Annotated in this window: 15 protein-coding genes; 5 read left to right on the plus strand and 10 right to left on the minus strand. The window is 52.3% G+C overall.

The genetic code is table 11. The annotated features are described in order from the left end of the window. Positions 1-19 precede the first annotated feature (19 nt). The 3 genes from ACFQI7_RS01915 to ACFQI7_RS01925 form a co-directional block, all read right to left on the minus strand. The gene (locus tag ACFQI7_RS01915) at positions 20-1,801 is read right to left on the minus strand and encodes an ABC transporter ATP-binding protein (RefSeq protein WP_218096713.1); all 1,782 of its coding nucleotides are present in this window, start codon (positions 1,799-1,801) and stop codon (positions 20-22) included. Continuing rightward, positions 1,798-3,543, minus strand: a complete 1,746-nt coding sequence (locus ACFQI7_RS01920) for an ABC transporter ATP-binding protein (RefSeq protein WP_218096714.1) — start codon at positions 3,541-3,543, stop codon at positions 1,798-1,800. Before ACFQI7_RS01920 ends, ACFQI7_RS01915 begins: the two co-directional genes overlap by 4 nt. 365 nt (positions 3,544-3,908) lie before the next feature. Further along, the gene (locus ACFQI7_RS01925; RefSeq protein ID WP_218096715.1) at positions 3,909-4,796 is read right to left on the minus strand and encodes a class I SAM-dependent methyltransferase; all 888 of its coding nucleotides are present in this window, start codon (positions 4,794-4,796) and stop codon (positions 3,909-3,911) included. A gap of 473 nt (positions 4,797-5,269) precedes the next feature. Here ACFQI7_RS01925 and ACFQI7_RS01930 point away from each other — a divergent pair, with 473 nt between their 5' ends. The 3 genes from ACFQI7_RS01930 to ACFQI7_RS01940 all read left to right on the plus strand — a co-directional run bounded on the left by ACFQI7_RS01930 (position 5,270) and on the right by ACFQI7_RS01940 (position 8,311). Beyond that, positions 5,270-7,129, plus strand: coding sequence for an acyltransferase family protein (locus tag ACFQI7_RS01930; RefSeq protein WP_218096717.1), 1,860 nt, complete (start codon positions 5,270-5,272; stop codon positions 7,127-7,129). A gap of 95 nt (positions 7,130-7,224) precedes the next feature. Beyond that, complete coding sequence (locus tag ACFQI7_RS01935; protein ID WP_230414587.1) at positions 7,225-7,629, plus strand: RNA polymerase sigma factor; 405 nt, start codon at positions 7,225-7,227, stop codon at positions 7,627-7,629. After that, positions 7,616-8,311, plus strand: coding sequence for an RsiV family protein (locus ACFQI7_RS01940; RefSeq protein WP_218096718.1), 696 nt, complete (start codon positions 7,616-7,618; stop codon positions 8,309-8,311). Before ACFQI7_RS01935 ends, ACFQI7_RS01940 begins: the two co-directional genes overlap by 14 nt. A 199-nt stretch (positions 8,312-8,510) precedes the next feature. Here the strand turns inward: ACFQI7_RS01940 and ACFQI7_RS01945 are convergent, their stop codons facing one another. Beyond that, on the minus strand, positions 8,511-9,332 hold the full coding sequence (locus ACFQI7_RS01945; protein WP_218096990.1) for a squalene/phytoene synthase family protein: 822 nt from the start codon (positions 9,330-9,332) through the stop codon (positions 8,511-8,513). Positions 9,333-9,571: 239 nt separating this feature from the next. Beyond that, on the minus strand, positions 9,572-10,684 hold the full coding sequence (locus tag ACFQI7_RS01950) for a Gfo/Idh/MocA family protein (protein WP_218096719.1): 1,113 nt from the start codon (positions 10,682-10,684) through the stop codon (positions 9,572-9,574). A 347-nt stretch (positions 10,685-11,031) separates the two neighbouring features. Here ACFQI7_RS01950 and ACFQI7_RS01955 point away from each other — a divergent pair, with 347 nt between their 5' ends. After that, positions 11,032-11,904, plus strand: coding sequence for a pentapeptide repeat-containing protein (locus tag ACFQI7_RS01955; RefSeq protein WP_218096720.1), 873 nt, complete (start codon positions 11,032-11,034; stop codon positions 11,902-11,904). A 190-nt stretch (positions 11,905-12,094) separates the two neighbouring features. Here ACFQI7_RS01955 and ACFQI7_RS01960 read toward each other — a convergent pair whose 3' ends face one another. Then, positions 12,095-14,083: an alginate lyase family protein gene (locus tag ACFQI7_RS01960; RefSeq protein WP_218096721.1), complete on the minus strand. Its 1,989-nt coding sequence runs from the start codon at positions 14,081-14,083 to the stop codon at positions 12,095-12,097. Between the two features lie 207 nt (positions 14,084-14,290). On the opposite strand from ACFQI7_RS01960, the gene ACFQI7_RS01965 reads away from it, so the two are divergent. Then, entirely contained in the window at positions 14,291-14,716 is a 426-nt protein-coding gene (locus tag ACFQI7_RS01965; protein ID WP_218096722.1) for a cupin domain-containing protein, read from the plus strand. Positions 14,717-14,731: 15 nt separating this feature from the next. On the opposite strand, the gene ACFQI7_RS01970 is transcribed toward ACFQI7_RS01965, so the two are convergent. The 4 genes from ACFQI7_RS01970 to ACFQI7_RS01985 form a co-directional block, all read right to left on the minus strand. Continuing rightward, positions 14,732-15,649 (minus strand): aldo/keto reductase, encoded by a 918-nt coding sequence (locus ACFQI7_RS01970; RefSeq protein WP_218096723.1) that lies wholly within the window; start codon positions 15,647-15,649, stop codon positions 14,732-14,734. A gap of 211 nt (positions 15,650-15,860) precedes the next feature. Next, positions 15,861-16,748, minus strand: a complete 888-nt coding sequence (locus ACFQI7_RS01975) for an ABC transporter permease (RefSeq protein WP_218096724.1) — start codon at positions 16,746-16,748, stop codon at positions 15,861-15,863. Further along, complete coding sequence (locus ACFQI7_RS01980) at positions 16,745-17,704, minus strand: ABC transporter ATP-binding protein (RefSeq protein ID WP_218096725.1); 960 nt, start codon at positions 17,702-17,704, stop codon at positions 16,745-16,747. Before ACFQI7_RS01980 ends, ACFQI7_RS01975 begins: the two co-directional genes overlap by 4 nt. After that, complete coding sequence (locus ACFQI7_RS01985; protein ID WP_218096726.1) at positions 17,701-18,855, minus strand: hypothetical protein; 1,155 nt, start codon at positions 18,853-18,855, stop codon at positions 17,701-17,703. The genes ACFQI7_RS01980 and ACFQI7_RS01985 overlap by 4 nt, the downstream gene beginning before the upstream one ends. Between the last annotated feature and the right edge of the window lie 3 nt (positions 18,856-18,858).

Consider the following 18,858-nt stretch of genomic DNA (forward strand, 5'->3'; position numbering starts at 1 on the left):
TCAGAATCTGTACCGCTATTTATGCGGTTTGCTCCGCCTCTTCCTTTTGCGATTCTTCTCCCTGCCATAGCAATTGCATCTCTGCACTCGTCGCCAGCAGCTCGGATAACGTTCCTTCGGCTTCGATTCGTCCGTTCTTCATCACGATGATATGATCCGCCCGAGCCAGTGCCGCCCTGCGGTGAGATACGGCGATACAAGTAACGTCCCGCTCATGAAACAATCGCTCCCACAGCAGCTTTTCCGTTTCAACATCGAGCGCGCTCGATAAATCGTCAAAAAGAAACAGGTCCGATTGCGTCAGCATCATCCGCGCGGTGGCGGCGCGCTGAATTTGTCCGCCGGAGAGCATCACGCCCCGCGGGCCGACCATCGTATCAAGCCCATGCTTGAGCTGCTTGATGTCTTGTTCCATCACAGCCAGACGGACGGCATGTTCGAGCGAATCCGTTGATGCGGCGCTGCCTTGCGTAATGTTTTCGCGCAGCGGGTCGCTGAACAGCCGCGGCACCTGCGGCGTGTAAGCCGCTCTCGGCGGGATAAGGAACGTCGCCGGATGTTCCACCGTTTTCCCGTTCCATGCGACCGTTCCGTTCGTTTTCGGCAAAAGGCCCAGAAGCGTCCGCACCAAAGTCGATTTGCCCGAACCGATTCGACCCGTAACGACCAAAAATTTGCCGCGCTCCAGACGGAAGCTGATATCGGCAATGCCGTTCCCAGAGTTCGGATATTGATACGAGAGCCCTTTCACTTCCAGACTTTGCAGCTGTTCCGCCGCACTTTTGTCGATTGCCGGCACATCCGGCGGCGAATCGTCCAGGTAAATAGCATTATGTTCCACAATACGGTCTTCCTGGCCTGGGCGGAACAGTACCCGCATCCGGTCTATGGCCACTTTCAGTCGTTTATGCTGGAACACCATGTAGCCGAACAACGAAATGCTGGAAGCGAACGAGCCTACATACATCGTAAAAAGTGCAAAGTCGCCTACGGTGAACCGGCCGGCCTGCATCTCAGCGGCACACATCAACAAAATGATGCCGGTGCTGATGCTCAGCACGTGTTGATTCAGCGAGCGCATCCACTGCTTGAACAAATTGTCTTTGAGCGCCGCCTGTCTTCGCGCTTCGTTAAGCGTCAGAAACCGGTTCAGGACATGCCGCTCGGCCTGCCCCAGTTTCACGGCTTGCACGGCGCCGAACGTCTCGGCGATAAACCCGGTGATCCGGCCGGTCGCTTCACGGTTAAGGCGGCTGTAACGCCTTGCCCGGTTGCCTGACAAATTGTTGAGCAGCGTCACGATCACAAGAGGCGAAATGGCGACGAACGTGATCAACCAGTTAATCTTGGCCATAATGATGATCGCAATGACCGCATACGCCAGCTTCCCCCAAAAATCAACCCACGATTCCACATACTCCACCACTTCGTCGACATCTTCCCGGAAGCGGGTCATCGCTTCGCCCGGAGAAGCGGGCAAATTGCGGCCGGGCCACTGCATAATGCCGATTAACATATTGGTACGCAATATCGCTTGCAGATGATAGGTGTAAGTAATCCATTCGTAAAATGCAATGAAAAACATGCCGACCCGTCCTACACGCATGAGCGCTACAATGAGCAGCGGGGCCGCCAGCCACAAAAAGTGATGGGACTCCCCGGTAGCGCGGTCGAAAAACCACTGCATCCCAATACCGAACAGCACCGGAATTGAGTGAAACACACACCACAGCACCCCGTTGATCACAAACAACGACAGCCGGTAACGCAGCAGATGTCCAACAAACCGACCTACGGTCATGCCAATTCCTCCTGACGATCCGTTCGTAATAGTTGTGCAAAATGAGAGGACGGTTCCTGCGCGAGCGCTCCCCGTTCGCCGAATTCCAGAATGCGTCCTTGGCCGAGCACCATGATCTTGTCTACTCTCTCCAGCGTAGACAATCGATGCGCAATCACGATGGCGGTGCATTGTTCCATCAGTTGATCCACGGCGCCTTGCAGGGCAGCTTCCGTCGCTGCATCAAGCCTCGAAGACGGTTCATCCAATATAACAAGGCTCGGCTTGGTCAAAAACACGCGCGTCAGCGCAAACAGCTGCGCTTCTCCGGCAGATAAGGAACCTCCGCCCGCGGACAAATGCGTGTCCAGCCCGTTCGGCAATTCGTCGATCCAGGATCGCAATCCAAGCTTCTCTGTCGTCGCGAGAATGTCTTGATCCGATACGCCGCTATAGAACAGCGTCAGATTGTCCCGGAGCGTCCCGTCAAACAGCTGTACGTCTTGTGTGACCATACCGACCCGGCGGTACAATGCCTCCAGCTTTAAGGTGCGGATGTCTACACCGCCCACACGTATGACGCCGCTATCGGTGTTGTACATGCGCAGCAGCAAACGGCTGATGCTGGTCTTTCCGCTGCCGGTGCGACCGATAAGGCCGAGGCGTTCGCCAGGTTTCAAGGAAAAGCTGATGTTATGCAGAACGCGGCTGTCCTTGTTATAGCTGAAGCTCACCTGCTCAAACTCCACGCTGAGAGCCCCTGCTGGAATCGTGTCACCCTCTCCTTCCATAATTTCGCTTTGCATGGATAGTATTTCACGAGAGCGGCGCATGCCCGACTTCGCCTTTTGAAACTCCTGCACCTGATTGCCGAGCTGTTCGATCGGATCGTTCAACATTTGCGTGTATTGATAGAACAGAAACAGCGTGCCCAGCGTGACTTGGCCTTTCAAGTACAAATAGACACCCAGCATGAGCACCACCGTTACTGCAATTGTAAATAGAACAACCGTCGCGTTCCACGGAACGACGCGGAGCATCCATGCTTTTCGCCCGGTCAGGAACAAGGAGCGCATCGCGCGATGAAACCGGTTCATTACGTACGGAACGCCTCCGTTGGCCTGCACGTCTTCAATGCCGGCGATACGCTCTTCGATCAGTCCGAGCAAGGCGGCTTTCGCTTGGCGCTCGGCCTGCGTCGCGTTGACGCCCAAATCTCGAACGTACACCATAACCCCTATGGAAATACCTGTGAACAAGGTCATCACAACGGCAATCGGCCAATTCGTTACGAACATGTAACCCAGAATGCCCGCCAGCAGCACGAAACTGCCAATGATCTGGACAATAAACATGGAGAAAAAATTCGACATGTTCGTTACGTCGCCGTCGACGCGCTCGATCATTTCCCCAGGCGTTTTCAGGTTATGAAAACGCATATCGAGCCGAAGGCAATGCTGCAGCAAATCGGCCCGTAGCCGATTCGTCGCTCGCCAAGCCACGTCGTTGCCCAAGTAACTGACGGCTACCGTCAACAGCTGATTGCAAACGGCGACGACGAGGTACAGACCGGCAAGACTGAGCAGTCCGGAGACGACCCCTTTGGCGTCGGCGGTGTCGATAAATTGCTTCACGATTTGCGGATTGATCAGCTGAAGCGCCGTGGAAGAGAGCAGCATGCTTAGCAAAATCGCGAGTCTCCCTTTGACCGGCTGAAGGTAACGAAACAGCCAAAAAATCGATAATTGCTTGTTCTGCTGCATATTTTATACTCCTTTGCATACGAATCGGATCCGATCCACCGGTGACGCATCCTTTCACCGCCGGCCGGAGAAAAACAAACCTCCAGGCAAGCAGCCTGAAGGGCAACAAGGACAATACCGATCGCATCATGATTACCATAATACACAAATTTCAATCTCGTGACAGGTAGAGTTTAAATAAAAGAAAAGCTTCCGATCGAGTTTTAAATACATTGGATGAAGATAACCTTTGCAGTTGTTACGCTGCCCAAAATATATATTTATTCACATTAATAATTAATTACATTAACTTTTAGAGCGAACCCATCATTAACATTTAGCGTTTCCCAACGTTCATACGAATCATAGAGAATCCCAGTCACCTGCTACGAATCTCTCGATACCGTTCCGAAAGTAATTTTCATATTGCACGCATACGTGAAAAAAGACTCTGAGTGGAATTGTTTGGATAAATACAGCTCATTTTCATACTGTTCCTGCGCTTCCTGAAATCTGGCCCCCCGCTCCATCAATTGGCTTATAAAGGCTTCCCGTTCTTGGCTTGGAGCTTCGGCGTGGCCGCTCTCCTGCAAACGTTGATACAGGTTCATTTTGCGGCTCGGATCCATATTCGGATGCAGGAAGATTACCTTATCGCTTACTCTGCTTTCGATGTCCGTCAATCCCAATTCGCTTAAGTAAATCGGCACCTTCGCGCCTATGTTGCCGTCTTTGCCGCTGCGTTTCGTGTCCTGCTCATACAGCTTTTGAAGAATTCCCAGATGGACCAGTCGCGAATGATCGTGCCCGTGCAAATAATAATTCGCCATATTCCCGATCCAATGCGGCTCGAACGTAATGATTCTCCCTTGATTGACTACGCAGTCGATCATTTTTTTGAGCACATCAACCGGATTCGGCATATGCAGCAGTACTGCGTGACAAAGAGCAATATCGTACTTCCGCTCCAGCTTCACCTCTTGAATATCAGCTCTTATGAACTCGCTCTCGTACGGAAGCGACTGAAAAACCGATCTTGCTTCATCGAGCAGCTTCTCCCCCAGATCAACGCCCGTATAAGTCGAACCGTCAGGCAGCAAAGGCAAAAGCTTCAATCCCAGGTAACCATATCCGCAGCCAAAATCAATCAAATGAACGGGAGCTTCAATCTTCCAAACCATCTTCACTAAAAATTCGATGTAATCGTCATTGTAATACAAGTCTCTCGAGCTGCGTAAATAATCGATTCGGGTATCCCAATAGTACGTATCCAATGCACACGCTCCTTAGCTATATTGTGGCCCAAGGCAATTCGCGCCTTGTTATTAAAATAAAGGATTTTTCCAAAAAATTGTAGACTTATGTTTTCCCGTGCGTTATAATACTATTGTAAGGGATTGGAAACGACCCCCTTGCTTAAATTGTGCCTAAACCCTGAACTCCACAACGAATTGTGGCGTTTCTTTATATTTTAATCAAAAACGCTAAGCACTCGATCTCGAGCCGCTTGGCGTTTTTTTGTTCGTACCGGCGGTTCCGGACCTGACACCTGCATCATCGCCTATAGCCCCATGCCCGCCCCTTACCGCTCTTCTCTTCAGTCCGTTGTCGTTCTCCCCCGGGTTCTGCTCTCTTCCGTTCATTTTTTTCGCCTGTTCCCAAACTTTTTATATACCCTCGTTCGTCTTGCACATATCACGTTTCAATACAAAACATCATTGCGTCTAGCAGCAGGAGGTTACATATTATGTCAAAAGCACAGGATGTCCATGCCGGTGCGGCAAATAGCCGCTATATGCCGGGCTTGGACGGGCTGCGGGCCCTATCGGTCCTCGTGGTCATCGCCTACCATCTACATCCTTCTTGGGCTCCCGGCGGGTTTCTTGGCGTTGGTATTTTTTTCACATTGTCCGGTTACCTTATTACCGATCAATTGATCGGACAATGGCGAAGCAATAGACGGATCGATCTGATAGATTTTTGGGTTCGGCGCATGCGGAGGTTGATGCCGGCGATGCTGTTCATGCTTGCCGTCGTAGGCGTTTGGCTGCTATGGGTTGATCGTACACGTCTCGCTGCACTGCAAGGCGACTTCATTTCCGCGACGTTGTACTTCAACAATTGGTGGCTTATTTTTCATCATGTATCCTACTTTGAAAGTTTCGGTCCGCCTTCCCCGATCGGTCATCTTTGGTCGCTCGCCATTGAGGAGCAATTTTATATCGCATGGCCGCTTGTCCTTGCGCTCTTCTTACGCTTTGTGCCGCAACGCGGCAAACTGATTTTGTGCATGCTGATCGGAGCGGCGGTCTCGGCTGTAGCCATGGCGGTTATCTACGTCCCCGGGAACGATCCAAGCCGCGTGTACTATGGCACGGACACGCGAGCGTCCGCTCTGATCGTCGGAGCGGTTGCAGCGGTTGTATGGCCTAGCCGCAGGTTGTCCGAGACGCTTTCCCCCCGATCCCGCTCCGTGCTCGACTTCATCGGCGGTGCCGGTCTAATCGGACTCCTATGGATGATATGGACGGTAAGTGAATACAACGACTTTCTTTATCGCGGCGGATTGGCGCTGTTCGCCTTGTTGTCGGCAGTCGTTACGGCAGTCCTTGCACACCCGGCAAGCTTTTTTGCCAAGGCGATGGGAAGCAAGCCGCTGCGTTGGATCGGCAAACGCTCTTACAGTCTGTACCTTTGGCATTTTCCCGTACTGATCCTTACGAGTCCGGCAGTGAATACGGATGGATTGAACGGAAACAGAGCCATTTTCCAACTGGCGTTGACCTTTCTGCTGGCTGCCGCATCGTGGCAACTCATTGAGGAACCGGTTCGACGCGGCTCGTGGGCATCTCATGGGCGGAATTTACGCAGCCGGCCGGAGTTCAAGCCTCGATATGTGCTTTTATCTAGCGCATTTGGTTTGAGCCTGTTTCTCATCTCTTGTTCCGGCAGCTTGATCGCCGAACAACCGTCTGCCGAGCAATGGTCCATCGCCGATGAAGCACCAAAGAAGGCAAAAGCAGAATCCCCTTCAGGTACAGTCGCTGCCGAAGAGCCGTCCGCCAACCTATCCGCTTCCCAAGCTTCCGAAGATAAGAAGCCGGCGGCGAACCTTGGCAGATCGGAAGAGGTAGCCGAAACAAGTAAAGGAATAACGGCGATCGGCGATTCCGTCATCCTGGATGCTGCACCGCATTTGGAAAAGTTAATGCCCGGTATTATCATTGACGGCAAGGTCGGCAGGCAAATGTCCCAAGCGCAAGAAGTGGTGAACCGACTCAAGACGAACGGGACACTTGGTGATCGAGTAATTATCGAGCTTGGGACGAACGGGGCCTTCAGCAAGAAGCAATTACGTCAGCTGCTCACCTCGCTAAAGGAGGTGAAACAGATCGTGCTGGTGAACACACGCGTCCCCAGAAAGTGGCAAGGCACGGTCAACGCGACGTTAGAGGAGGTCGCTGCGGAATTCCCGAATGCGAAGATCGGGGATTGGTATGCCGCTAGCATGGGGAAAGACTCATTTTTTGCCGCTGACGGGGTTCATTTAACGTTGGAAGGTTCCAAATTTTATGCTGCTCTCGTCAGCGAAGCCGTACTACAATAGGAGCGAAACACGATGAAGATGTTCGACGACAAATCCGTACTGGTACAATTTATTACGAATCATAAAGAAAACATTTATCGACTGGTTACAGTTATGTGAGAAATAAAGACGACGCGCTGGATATCGTGCAGGATGCGATCTACAGAGCGATGAAAACGAAGGCTTCCCTCAAAGATCCGGCTGCAGTGAAAAGCTGGTTTTACCGCATCGTCGTTCATACAGCGCTCGACTTTACGAGAAAACGAAAAAAAGTCCAGCCTATGGAGGATGAGAAGCTTCACGCGTTTATGAACAGTTCCGAGGATGTATATTCAGACGTCGATATCGAAAAAACGCTTGCGGAATTGCCCGAAATATATAGAAGCGCGGTGGTGCTCCGCTTTTTCGAAGATTTGAAGATCGAAGAAGTGGCTGAAGTATTGCATGTTAACGTGAATACGGTCAACCAGATGGATCTCAGCAGCCGGCGCGGCTGTCCTTCTATTTTTGATCGGCATTAACGTCAGCACTTCCGCGGCGCAAGCTTTCTCCGCAATCCCCGGCGTCGGTCCGTTCATTAAAGTGCTCACCATCAGACAATATATCGTGAAAGACGATCATCACCATGCCGATATTAAAGTTCCGGGCATCAGCAACCTGAATGACAAGGCGTTAGAGCTGGGCTTGAATGAGAAATATTTGGCGGAAGGCAAGGCGCTGTACGATCAATTTCAAAAGGACATGGGGTCTGCCGTAAATGGTCATTTCGGCGTAGATGCGGGGTATATTGTAAAGACCGATACCGACGATATATTCGCCATTGCCCGATACGTCGTAACGAGCGCCGGCTCATCCTCAGAGGAACGCAAGTATGATACGATCGATAAGAAAAATCAGATCCTGCTGACGCTGCCCCTGCTGTTCAAGGATGATCGATACATCGAAGTGATCAGCGACAACATTAAGAAAAAGATGAAAGATCAAATGAAAGCCGATCCCGTCAAAACATATGATGGCAAAGTCCCGGTAGAAACGTTCAAGAACATTCGCGCCGATCAAAACTTTTTCATTAACGCCGACGGCCATCTTGTTATTTCTTTTAATAAGTATGAAGTAGCACCCGGTTATATGGGCGTCCAAGAGTTCATCATTCCGACGGAAGTCATCGCTGACCTGCTGCTCAGCCGCAATTATGTAAAATAAGTCGGTTCGTTAGTAACAATTGGAGCGAACCTCTAATGATAAAAGCCGGTTTCCGCAATATGGAAAACCGGCTTTTTGCTTGGTCGAAGCATGGTATAGGCAAACTTCATCAGTGCCGTTGTCCAGCCCCCTTGATGCAAAAAAAGCTGCCGAACGTATCGGCAGCCGCCGGCAGCGAGACTTCCCCCGGCTCTCTGAATTATTTCGTTACCCGGCTTACGATATCGAGCACATTCGCCCTCGTTAATTTGCTTCCGCCGACGGCAATGATTTTAACCGTCGCATGAGCCAATGCCAGCGGTATTTTGCAAAACTCCAGAGCCGGACCTTTCTTCAGATCGGCAATGTAAGCATCGGCCGTCTGCAAATTGCGCCGCGTGTACCGGAGCATTTCCTCCAGCCCCCAGCCGTCCGGGTAATAATCTACTCCGCGTTCCAAATCTTCCGTCCGATTGCGAATGATATTAACCGCTTGCAAACCTCTGCCGAACGCTACCGCCTTAGTTAAATCCGACTTTGTGCCGTCATGCCATTCCCATAGCTCCGACAGCATTTCGCCCACCATCCCAGCCACGCTGTATGTGTACCGGTCCAGATCTTCTTCCGTATGAATCGTCCAATTGCTGCGTACCCATCCGGCCATTTGTTCGGACATCATCGCAATGTAGCGATATACGTTCGGTGCGATCGACTCCGGGCAAAATAGCAGCCAGTCTTCCAGCTGTAACGTAACCGGCGGCAAGGTCGTTTCATAAGGTGACAATAGCTTGGAAATATCCTGAAGGCGTTGCGATTGGAGAGCCTGGCTGATGCCGTCCAGCAATTCCGCTTTCGTCTGCCGGGCAAGCTCACTATGATCCTCGATTTCGTCTATAGCGCGCATACATAAATAGGCGGATGACACCGCTTCTTTCAGTCCCGGTTCCAACCGACTAATAGGAATATAAAAAGTTCGGCTCGTACTTTTTAGCATGGTCATGGCAGTATTCAAGATGTTGTTAATGATGAGTGACCCCTCCATTAGTAAGCTAGGCTTTACCTTCATAAAAGTTTTATTATTTCATCATACCATATGTTATTTAGACTGGCTATTTTTCAGCGGATGCATGCCCCCTATTTCGGCAAACTGTTTTGGTCACGCCAAATTGGCAGCCGGTACACCCCGGCAGCCTAATGAAATTTATGAAATTACGGCGTCTAAGACACGATCGCGAAGCTTATTTCTGCTGTGTCGAAGCTCCGATTCCGCGCCTCGCGCGATTAAATAAAGTCACTGCGGGTATCAAAGATGCCTTGATCCAACTTGTCCCAAGGTGTAAACGTCGTCTTTAGCGTGTAGCGATTACCCGTTTCCGCCGAGTGGTAAGCACCGAACATGATCTCATGGACATGCAGCTGCTGTCTTCCCGTCTGCACAGGCTGTGTTCCGGCGCGGAGGCAGCGGACGAAGTGGCTCATGAAGTCCTCGTTCGGAAACGATGCGATCTTCCCTTGAGGGACGTAGCAATCGGTCAGGCCGCGCCAAGTCACTTGTTCGGCATCAGGCAGTGCTTGCGTAGGGGAATGAATAACGAGCGGGTATCCGCAGTCGTGCATCGCAATCGTTCCGCTTCGCCCGTAAATCAACGTATTATTCTGCTTGAACGATGTTCCCCACAAAGTACGAATGACGGCATGCTGTCCTCCGGCAAATTCTAGGATCAGCGTTGCATTGTCGTCAACATCGCTTTTCACTCTCTTCCCTTCCCCGACGATCCGGTTTGGAATGAGCGTATTGACTTCGGCCATGATCCCTATCGCCGGTCCCAACAGCGAAACGAGGCGGCTGACCGGATATACCAGACAATCGAGCACCGCCCCGCCGTGGGCGATCGATTTATTATAGTACCAGTTATCCCTCCACGGCCCGGGCAAAGAAAGCTGCGCTTCGGCACCGGTTATTTTACCGATATACCGTTCGTGGACATACTCGGAAGCGGCCAGGAACGTCGGAGACAAATTGAAGGGCAAACTCATGAAAATAGCCTTTTTTTCCTCCGCCAGCGTAACCATGCGGGTGCAGTCCTCGAAGGAAGTAGCCATCGGCTTCTCGTTTAACACGTGAAGCCCTCGCTCAAGGGCGGCCAGCACCGGCTCCGTATGTAGGGAGTGCGGCGTCGTGACGACGACGGCATCCAGCTCTTCCTTATCCATCATTTGATTGTAATCGTCATACCAGCGAGGCACGCCGTAAGCCATCGCTTTGCGTTCCGCATTCTCAAGCCGCTTCGCACAAGTGGCCGCGAAACGGACGCCGTCGAGTTTGGCGACCTGCGCAAAATACCGGTCGCTTACATGGCCGCAGCCTATCATCCCGAGCTTGATTACCTTCATCGTCATTTCTCCTCGACAACGCTTGTCATATCCTTGTGCAGCGCTCGACTCATGCCGGTAATTTCGTTATAGTTGAATTCACATATTCGATTTCCTTGAGGGCAAATCCTCTTTTTTAAATAAATAAAGTAATATTTTTCCATCTTGGCAGAACTGTCATGACTCGCTCCGGTACAATAGAATTACACATATACGGCTTTCAGCCAGGATTGACGAAGAGCACAATCCGTACTACCATATAAGAATTGCAAAATTGATTGCGTACACGAACGAGATCGTTATGTCTTCGCCGCACTCTAGTGCTAGACTATTCGTTATTGATATACGAAGAAGATTAAGGAGAACATATGATGCCAGAGAATCATAAAGCAAGATCCTACGAGAGCCGTCTTGATCTGCAAGCCGACTGCGAGCGTTGTTTCGGTTTATGCTGCGTAGCCCTGCCGTTCGCCGCTTCGGCCGATTTCGCAGTGGACAAGGACGCCGGGCAGCCCTGCCGCAACTTGCAATCGGACTTTCGCTGCGGCATACACAGCAGCCTCAGGCAGCAAGGGTTTCGCGGCTGTACCGTGTTTGACTGTTTCGGCGCCGGGCAGCAAGTTTCGCAAGTGACTTTCGGCAAACGTGATTGGCGGCAATCACCGGAGTCGGCGAAAGTAATGTTCGACGTATTCCCGGTCATGCGGCAGCTCCATGAGCTGCTCTGGTACCTTAGCGAAGCAGTCACCCTTAAACCGGCCCATTCGCTGCAGGATGCGCTCCGCTCTGCGCTCGTCGAGACGGAACGCCTCACTCTCCTTGATCCCGACGCCATTATGAGTCTGGATGTGGCGTCACACCGGGCGGAGGTAAATGCACTGCTCTTGCGTGTCAGCGAACTTGTACGGGCTGAAGCCGCTCGCTCACTGAACGTTCCGGCCGGCCGGCGAAAAACGTACGGCCATGGCGCCGATCTGATCGGAGCCAAGCTGAAAGGCGCAGACTTGAGGGGCGCTAACTTGCGAGGAGCCTACCTGATAGCCGCCGATTTGAGAGATGCGGATTTGCGGGCGGCTGATCTGATCGGGGCTGACTTCCGCGACGCGGACCTGCGAGGAGCCGATCTGACCGACACGATATTCCTTACCCAAGCCCAGATCAATGCAGCGAAAGGAAATGCCGCCACGAAGCTGCCGCCGTCCCTCTCGGCACCGGCACACTGGTTTGCTGCAGAGGTTTAACAAAAACTTCTGATCGAAGTCATTCGATGATGATACATTCTTGCATCCATTGAAGCTTTCCTTGATCCATCAGAACGGTCAACAATCATGAAATGAATGGAGCCGCCAAACCCGCATAATCAAGTTCATTGGCTCATAGGACCAAACCGGAAACTTGACCATGGGGCTTAGCGGCTACCATGTTTTCACCCTATAGGTTCTGGATCGATCCATCCGGGAACGTAATCCGAATCATCGATCCCGAGTTTGTCTTTTCACCGACCAATTCCACCTTCAGACTGCCTTCCCCTTCGCGGCAAGCGCGAAGAATCGTAATGAACCGGGTACTTTTCACGCCTCGGCGTCTCCGGATCAGCGTACTGTGCTTGCCGATTGACGGCATCGCCGGGGATTCCGCCAGCATGATTTCTTCGGTCTCACCCTCCGGCTGTACCAGCCCGTATACTTCAAATCGATCCCCGCTGAACCCGGCATTATCCCATTTCCACGTTCGACACCATGACATGGCATTCTCTGGATTCCATCTCATGGAATGCTCGAGAAATTCATATCCATCCTTTGTCCCGATCCGAAATCCCGAATCCGTATCGATCGCCGTTTCTCGATCTGGCTGCGTGAGGGGCAATCCCTTCGTATGCATGATCCAATCCACATCCTGCTCGCGATCAGAGCTGACTTCAAATACATCCACCAGCAGCTTGTCAGTCAATATATTGGACCTGCGAAGGATTGCACCGGAATAAGCCTCTTCCGTCATGGTCTCCAAATAGATCCAGCCGTTATCCGCCTGCTCCGCCTTTACAACGCGGCCTTCCGCCTCCGATTGCGAGCGTCCGCCGAGCGTTACCGTGTTATGGGCAACCGTTTGCTTAAAAAAGGCTTCATGCATCGCATTCCCATACGGCAGCATCCCTGCATCGCTCAGCCATGGATGGCCGCCTGCATAATAAAGCAAGCTCAGCTTATCTCGATGCCCGTGATAACCTCCGTGCATTCCATAATCGATCATTGCCGTTTGCAAGGACGAATGCTGCTTCATGAACATCATGCCTGCTTTTTTCAACTCGACGAGCGCAGCTGAACGGCTTTCCTCTTGCTTGCCGCCGGTCGTATCGCTCGTTCCAAACAATATCGCTTCGACAGAATCGCGGGAAGAAGCGGCAATCACCTCATGTCCCACGTCAAAGAAGCCGCTTGAAAATTCATACAAAGGAGCATACTGATTCACATTGACAGTGCCTGAGTCATGTACCGGCGGCAGCGTACCGTCCGGGAACATACATTGCAGCGGCGCGCGGAACATCGATTGAAATCGGTTGTTTCCATACAAAGGCAAACCCATGAACTGTGCGGCCATAACCAATTGGACTTGAGCACCTAACGTGTAAAAATGATACCCCCAAGCGCCTTCATACCAGAAACCGTCGTCCGATAAGCTGCTCTCCATCTGGAACAAGAAGCCGTTGTCCGGATCGTTGACCGCCTGTTCCAATAAGTCCTGTCGTCCGGTAGCCGCGGCAATCCAAGCTTTGGCGGCATTGTGATACGACTGCCAGTTGGAGACACCCATCGGATTGCCGTCGAGCAGCGGCACGACTTGCAGCAGCAAGCCTTGTTCAATCATCTGACGCTCTTCCGCAGACAAAACCCCATGCAGCTTCAAAATGCAGTAAGCCTGCGCCATCGGCAGCAGCCAGCTGGACTCCGACAGCGTCTGGCACATGACTTTGCCGCCTACTTTGGATGCACCGCCAAATCGGTCGTGCAGGGCAAATTCATTGTAATGCGCCGCATAAAACAACAGCACCCGCTTCGCCCATTCCGCCGCACGCTCCTCACCCGTTATGCCGAACAACAGCGCCATGAGCCTGGTCCCCGAGCTGTAATATCCGTGCTCGTGACTGACGGCCACTTCATCCCATGGACTTCCGCTCCAGACTTGACCGCAGCTCGGACAACGGTGGTGGTGACGATCGATAAGCACGAGCCGGTCTCCCTCGTTCGGGCAATTATAGTCATGGCTCCAGCCGCCGCCAAGCAGCGGAATATCGAACGGACGGTCCCAGCGTTCCTCGGCTTGCTTCCTCAGCTTCTGCAGCGCTTGCCGAGCCCACTCCGCTTTGCCGCACTTCTCCTGAATCTGTTTAAAAAATTCGGGACTGTATATTGAACTATGCAACTTGACATACCTCCGGTCATAATCAATGCAACGTGAGCTTGATGTGATTTTTTGTAAAATATCTTTTATACAAATGATTCCCCATGGTCGCACATGTTTCCTGCACGCTTTAACATAATCATATACCGACGAACTTTCATGACCTTATCCGCAACTGGTGTCGAAATCTTTCATATATTTCCGATTCTTATGGAGGTGTACCGGAAAATGGCCGAAACACGTACTTGTCGTCTTATTCGTACGTCCGGGACTTATCATGGCAAGCAAGGATTGGACTACGCCGAAGCCATTTCAAAAGAAAGCGTCGGCTCTCAGGGCATTTGCATGCATCTATTAACGATTCCTCCGGGCAAGCGGGCGAAAGCTCATCTTCATGAAGATCATGAGACAGCGATTTATATGCTCAAGGGAAAATCCGCCATGTGGTATGGGGAGAAGCTCGAGCTGCATATGGAATTGGAAGAGGGAGACTTTCTGTACATTCCGGCCGGGACTCCTCATTTGCCTTACAATCCAAGCCAGACCGAGCCCTGCTCCGCCCTGATCGCCCGTACGGATCCGAATGAACAGGAAAGCGTCCTCCTTCTACCTGAGCTCGAGGCCGAATGGGAAAACAAAAACTCCCCATCATAAGGGGAGCTCAAGCGGTTAAGGAAGCACGTTGCCTGCCGCGCGATAAATTTCATACCATTCTTGGCGTGTCAAATAAACGTCGCTTGCTTTGCAGCAATCTTTTAACCGGTCTACAGTCATCGTACCGGTGACCGGCTGCATGTGTGCAGGATGGCGCAACAGCCATGCGATAGCGATGGTCGTATTGCTTACTTCGTATTTTGCCGCGATTTCATCGATCTTCCGGTTCAGTTCCGGGAACTTCTCGTTTCCAAGGAATACGCCTTCAAAAAATCCGAATTGGAAAGGCGACCAAGGCTGAATGGTAATGTCGTTCAGCCTGCAGAAGTCAAGTACGCTTCCGTCCCGGTTCACGGCGGAGTCGTTCGCCATGTTCACATTCATGCCGCTGGAGATCATGGTGGCGTTGGTGATGCTGAGTTGCAGCTGGTTGGCCACAAGCGGCTGCTTCACCGCCTTTTTCAACAACTGAATTTGCATCGGATTTTGATTGGAAACGCCGAAATGGCGCACTTTTCCCGAGCTCTCCAGAAGATCAAAAGCCTCGGCGACCTCTTCCGGCTCTACCAGCGCATCCGGACGGTGAAGGAGCAGTACGTCCAGATAATCGGTTTTCAGCCGCTTCAAGATGCCGTCCACCGACTCCAATATATGTTCTTTGGAGAAGTCGAACATGCCCTTCCGAATGCCGCACTTCGATTGCAGGATGATCTTCTCGCGGATATCATCGTTCATGCCGATGGCCTCCGCGAATATTTCTTCACAGGTACCGCCGCCGTAAATATCGGCATGATCGAAGAAATTCGCACCTTCTTCCAACGCCGTCCGGACGAAACGCTCGGCCTCGTTTTTGCCCAGCGATTTAATTCGCATGCAGCCGACCGCAATAACCGGAACTTCTAATGCGCTGCTTCCAAGCTTAATCGTTCTCATATAATTGTCCATCCTCCTTCGGGGTTCTGCACTCTCATTGTCCGATATGTTCACCCTTACAATTGTCTCATATATGTATAGTAAATTTCAACAATGATAGAATTCACCAATAGCGCAATTGGGATGGCTGAATATGATAAGGACCGTTCCCGAAAAATAGCAACAAAAAAACATTTGACGGAAGCTTGCGGCTGCCTCAAATGTTTTTTTGTTACAAATCTTTGCGCTTGAACAGCCAAAAACCTGCGAGAAGCGCGAGCAGCGTATACGCGGCTGCATACAGCAAGAAGGCGTTCGAAGGAACTTGATTGAACGCAAACGGCCCCAGAGAGCGGTTCAGGTTCACGATCCCTTGCAGCTCGGACAAGTTGAACATCTCGGCAAGCATCCGTCTCTGAATGGCGTCCGCCGGCATGAGCAGCGACATGACGCCCGCAATCGTCATGAGCGGTTTGATGACGACTTGGTCCAGCGGAAAGCTGCCGGCCAGCTTCTCGATCATTCCCCCAAGCCATCCGACGCCGAACAGCATCGTCATGAATACGCCGTTGCCCAGCGCGGAGAAGTAGCACGATCCAAGCATCGAAATGGATATGAGTATAGGGACAACGGACGCAAAGAGCAGGAACGACAACGTCAAGGAACCAAGATCGGACGGAATCGTCGCATGCATTCGCGTGACGGCGAGAATGGAACAGAACAGCAGCAAGGCGTAGCCGATGCCTAGGCTTACGAATCCGATCCAACGTCCCGCATACCATTGCCAGCGCGGGATCGGGCGAGGCAGCAGCGCCTGAAGCACTCCCTGCTCCGCCTCTCCCGCGATGACGGAGAAGGAGCTGAAGATCGATAAAAACGCGACAACGAACGAACCGAAAAAAAAGCCGAGCGTCAGGATAACCCCGCCTGTAACGTAACGTTCAATCAGGAATTCAGCGCTTTCCGGATCTATGCGCGTGCTGATTCCAAGGAAACGATTGCCAAGCGTCGATGCCACAAACCAGAAGGCGATCAAAAAGACAACGGTCATCAGTAGGGTTAGCAGCATTACTTTTTTGCGCAGCATCTCTTTCCAGGTCATGCCGATAATCGTGATCATGGCCGCTCCCCCCTGTGGCTTAGTCCGGATACGGCGCTGACGAACCATTCCTCCAGCCTCGTTCTCGCTTTCGAAACTTCATATAGCGTTATTCCCTGCTCAATCATGAGCGTATTCAGCCATCCCGCCTGCTCCTCGTTGTCCAGCTCTGCGGCCAGCCATACAGTATCGCTGCCGTCCGGTACGGGAAGATCCGCTTGCGATACGGGAAGCGCGCTTGCCTCCCTGAGCCATTGGAGCAGAAGCGGCGTAAACCCGCCGACACGAAAATGCCAACGCGTCTTCTCCTGAAGCACATCGCTGACCGTTCCGGTATGCAGCACATGCCCGTTGTTGAGCAGCGCCACGCGATCGCATAAAATCTCTACGTCCTCCAATAAATGCGAATTGAGGAACAGCGTCTTGCCCTGCGCCTTGAGACGCTGCAAAATTTGCCGGACGTCACTGCGTCCGAGCGGGTCAAGCGCCGACGACGGCTCGTCCAAAAATACGATCTTCGGATCGTTCACCAGCGCGCAAGCCAGCCCGAGCCGCTGCTGCATTCCTTTGGAATAATGCTTCACCCGGTCGCGGCCGCGGGCGCCGATCCCGACTTCCTCCAGCAATCGCGGGATGATCCGCTGCGCTTCCGGAGGCTTCACCCCGCATAACCTGGCATGCAGACGGACGACCTCTTCGCCGGTAAGCCACTCCTGGTACCGGTATAATTCCGGCAAATACCCGATGAGCCGCTTCGCTTCGATCGTACCAACCCGCTCACCGAATAAGGCAGCGGAGCCGCCGGTCGGCCGAATCAGGCCGACGAGCATTTTGACGAACGTGCTTTTGCCTGCCCCGTTAGGGCCGAGGAAGCCAAAGGCTTCCCCTTCCTTCACTTGAATGGTTACGCCGCGGCAGCCGCGGCCGTTGCCGTAATCTTTGGTCAATTCCGAAGCTTCGATCGCGAGAGAGCTCACGACTCCATCAGCTCCTTGATCTTCTTCAGCACGGCATCTTTGTCCATATACATGTTGCCTCCGTTGAAATTAAACAGCTGTCCGTCCTTCACCCAAGTTGCACTGTATCGCGACCAGGATCGATCCTTGGACTCGTCGAAAGCTAATGTGACATTTACATCATTCACACGGATCGTTTCCGTCTGACCGCTCGCGATCACCGGAAACGGCGCACTGCCGCCGCTCAGCATATTGCTCTGCTTGAGCGCCTGCTTCAGATGCTCCGGCAAAACCGGAAGATCGAGCACCGCGCTGAGCGCCTCGGATACCGGAATGGACGGATCAACCGTGACGACCGGAACGTTCTGCTGCGAGAAGGAGGCGTACTTTTTCTTGTCCCCATTCGAAAAGTTGTAGTTAACCCCTTCTCCAATCTCCAAAGTGATCGGCTTTCCGTTGACCGATGCGGGGAGCAGCTTTTTCGCTCCGAGCCGCTTCAGCGCCTTGTTCACTTCATCCACATGCAACGCGAACGTCAGCTTGTTGGACGGAGATACGTACACCGAAGTCTCCTTCGAGTCCTTCAACTCTTTGGGGACCGCAAGCTTAAATCCGAGCGCTTTGGCCGCTTCCTCCGGCGTAAATTGTCCTTGCAATTTGCCGCCCGTCTGTGTGAACGTGCCGAATTGGTTGATTTGCTCCCGCGTTTTCCCATCCGCCGAGATTTGGTTGAACAGATCGCGCAAATCGTTTTCTTGAACAACCGTCACTTCCTGCATGCGGAATTTGTTCAAAATGGCGGCGAGCGCCTCGTTCTCGAACGGGGACGCGATAAGGGCGGCCAGTACGCAGCAAGCCGTTGCTGCAATCCATTGCTTCCTGCGGTTGCGGAACCAGGCGAACCGCTTCCGCTCCGAAGGAGCTATACTGCTCTTATCCGCGGTATTCCGGGATAACGCCTCTGCAGGAACGGCTTCCAAAGGACCGGCCGGTTTCGCTGCAACAGGCTGTATTCGAAGTTCCTCACCGGTTTGCGCCTCTGCGGATTGCGGAACGGCAAGCTCATTGGTCCACTTCGGCTGCACAGGTTCCGTCGCCAGCCTGGATTGCAATCTTGTCCACGCTGCGTCCGTCCGTTGTTTATCTCGATTATCATTCATATCGGAAGACATCGC

The organism is Paenibacillus allorhizosphaerae, assembly GCF_042659105.1.
Taxonomy (GTDB): Bacteria; Bacillota; Bacilli; order Paenibacillales; family NBRC-103111; genus Paenibacillus_G; species Paenibacillus_G allorhizosphaerae.

Coding starts and splice junctions, on each gene's coding strand:
- ACFQI7_RS01915 (WP_218096713.1), bottom strand. CDS start 1,801: ATGACCGTAGGTCGGTTTGTTGGACATCTGCTGCGTTACCGGCTGTCG.
- ACFQI7_RS01920 (WP_218096714.1), bottom strand. CDS start 3,543: ATGCAGCAGAACAAGCAATTATCGATTTTTTGGCTGTTTCGTTACCTT.
- ACFQI7_RS01930 (WP_218096717.1), top strand. CDS start 5,270: ATGTCAAAAGCACAGGATGTCCATGCCGGTGCGGCAAATAGCCGCTAT.
- ACFQI7_RS01945 (WP_218096990.1), bottom strand. CDS start 9,332: ATGGAGGGGTCACTCATCATTAACAACATCTTGAATACTGCCATGACC.
- ACFQI7_RS01950 (WP_218096719.1), bottom strand. CDS start 10,684: ATGAAGGTAATCAAGCTCGGGATGATAGGCTGCGGCCATGTAAGCGAC.
- ACFQI7_RS01955 (WP_218096720.1), top strand. CDS start 11,032: ATGATGCCAGAGAATCATAAAGCAAGATCCTACGAGAGCCGTCTTGAT.
- ACFQI7_RS01965 (WP_218096722.1), top strand. CDS start 14,291: ATGGCCGAAACACGTACTTGTCGTCTTATTCGTACGTCCGGGACTTAT.
- ACFQI7_RS01970 (WP_218096723.1), bottom strand. CDS start 15,649: ATGAGAACGATTAAGCTTGGAAGCAGCGCATTAGAAGTTCCGGTTATT.
- ACFQI7_RS01975 (WP_218096724.1), bottom strand. CDS start 16,748: ATGATCACGATTATCGGCATGACCTGGAAAGAGATGCTGCGCAAAAAA.
- ACFQI7_RS01985 (WP_218096726.1), bottom strand. CDS start 18,855: ATGTCTTCCGATATGAATGATAATCGAGATAAACAACGGACGGACGCA.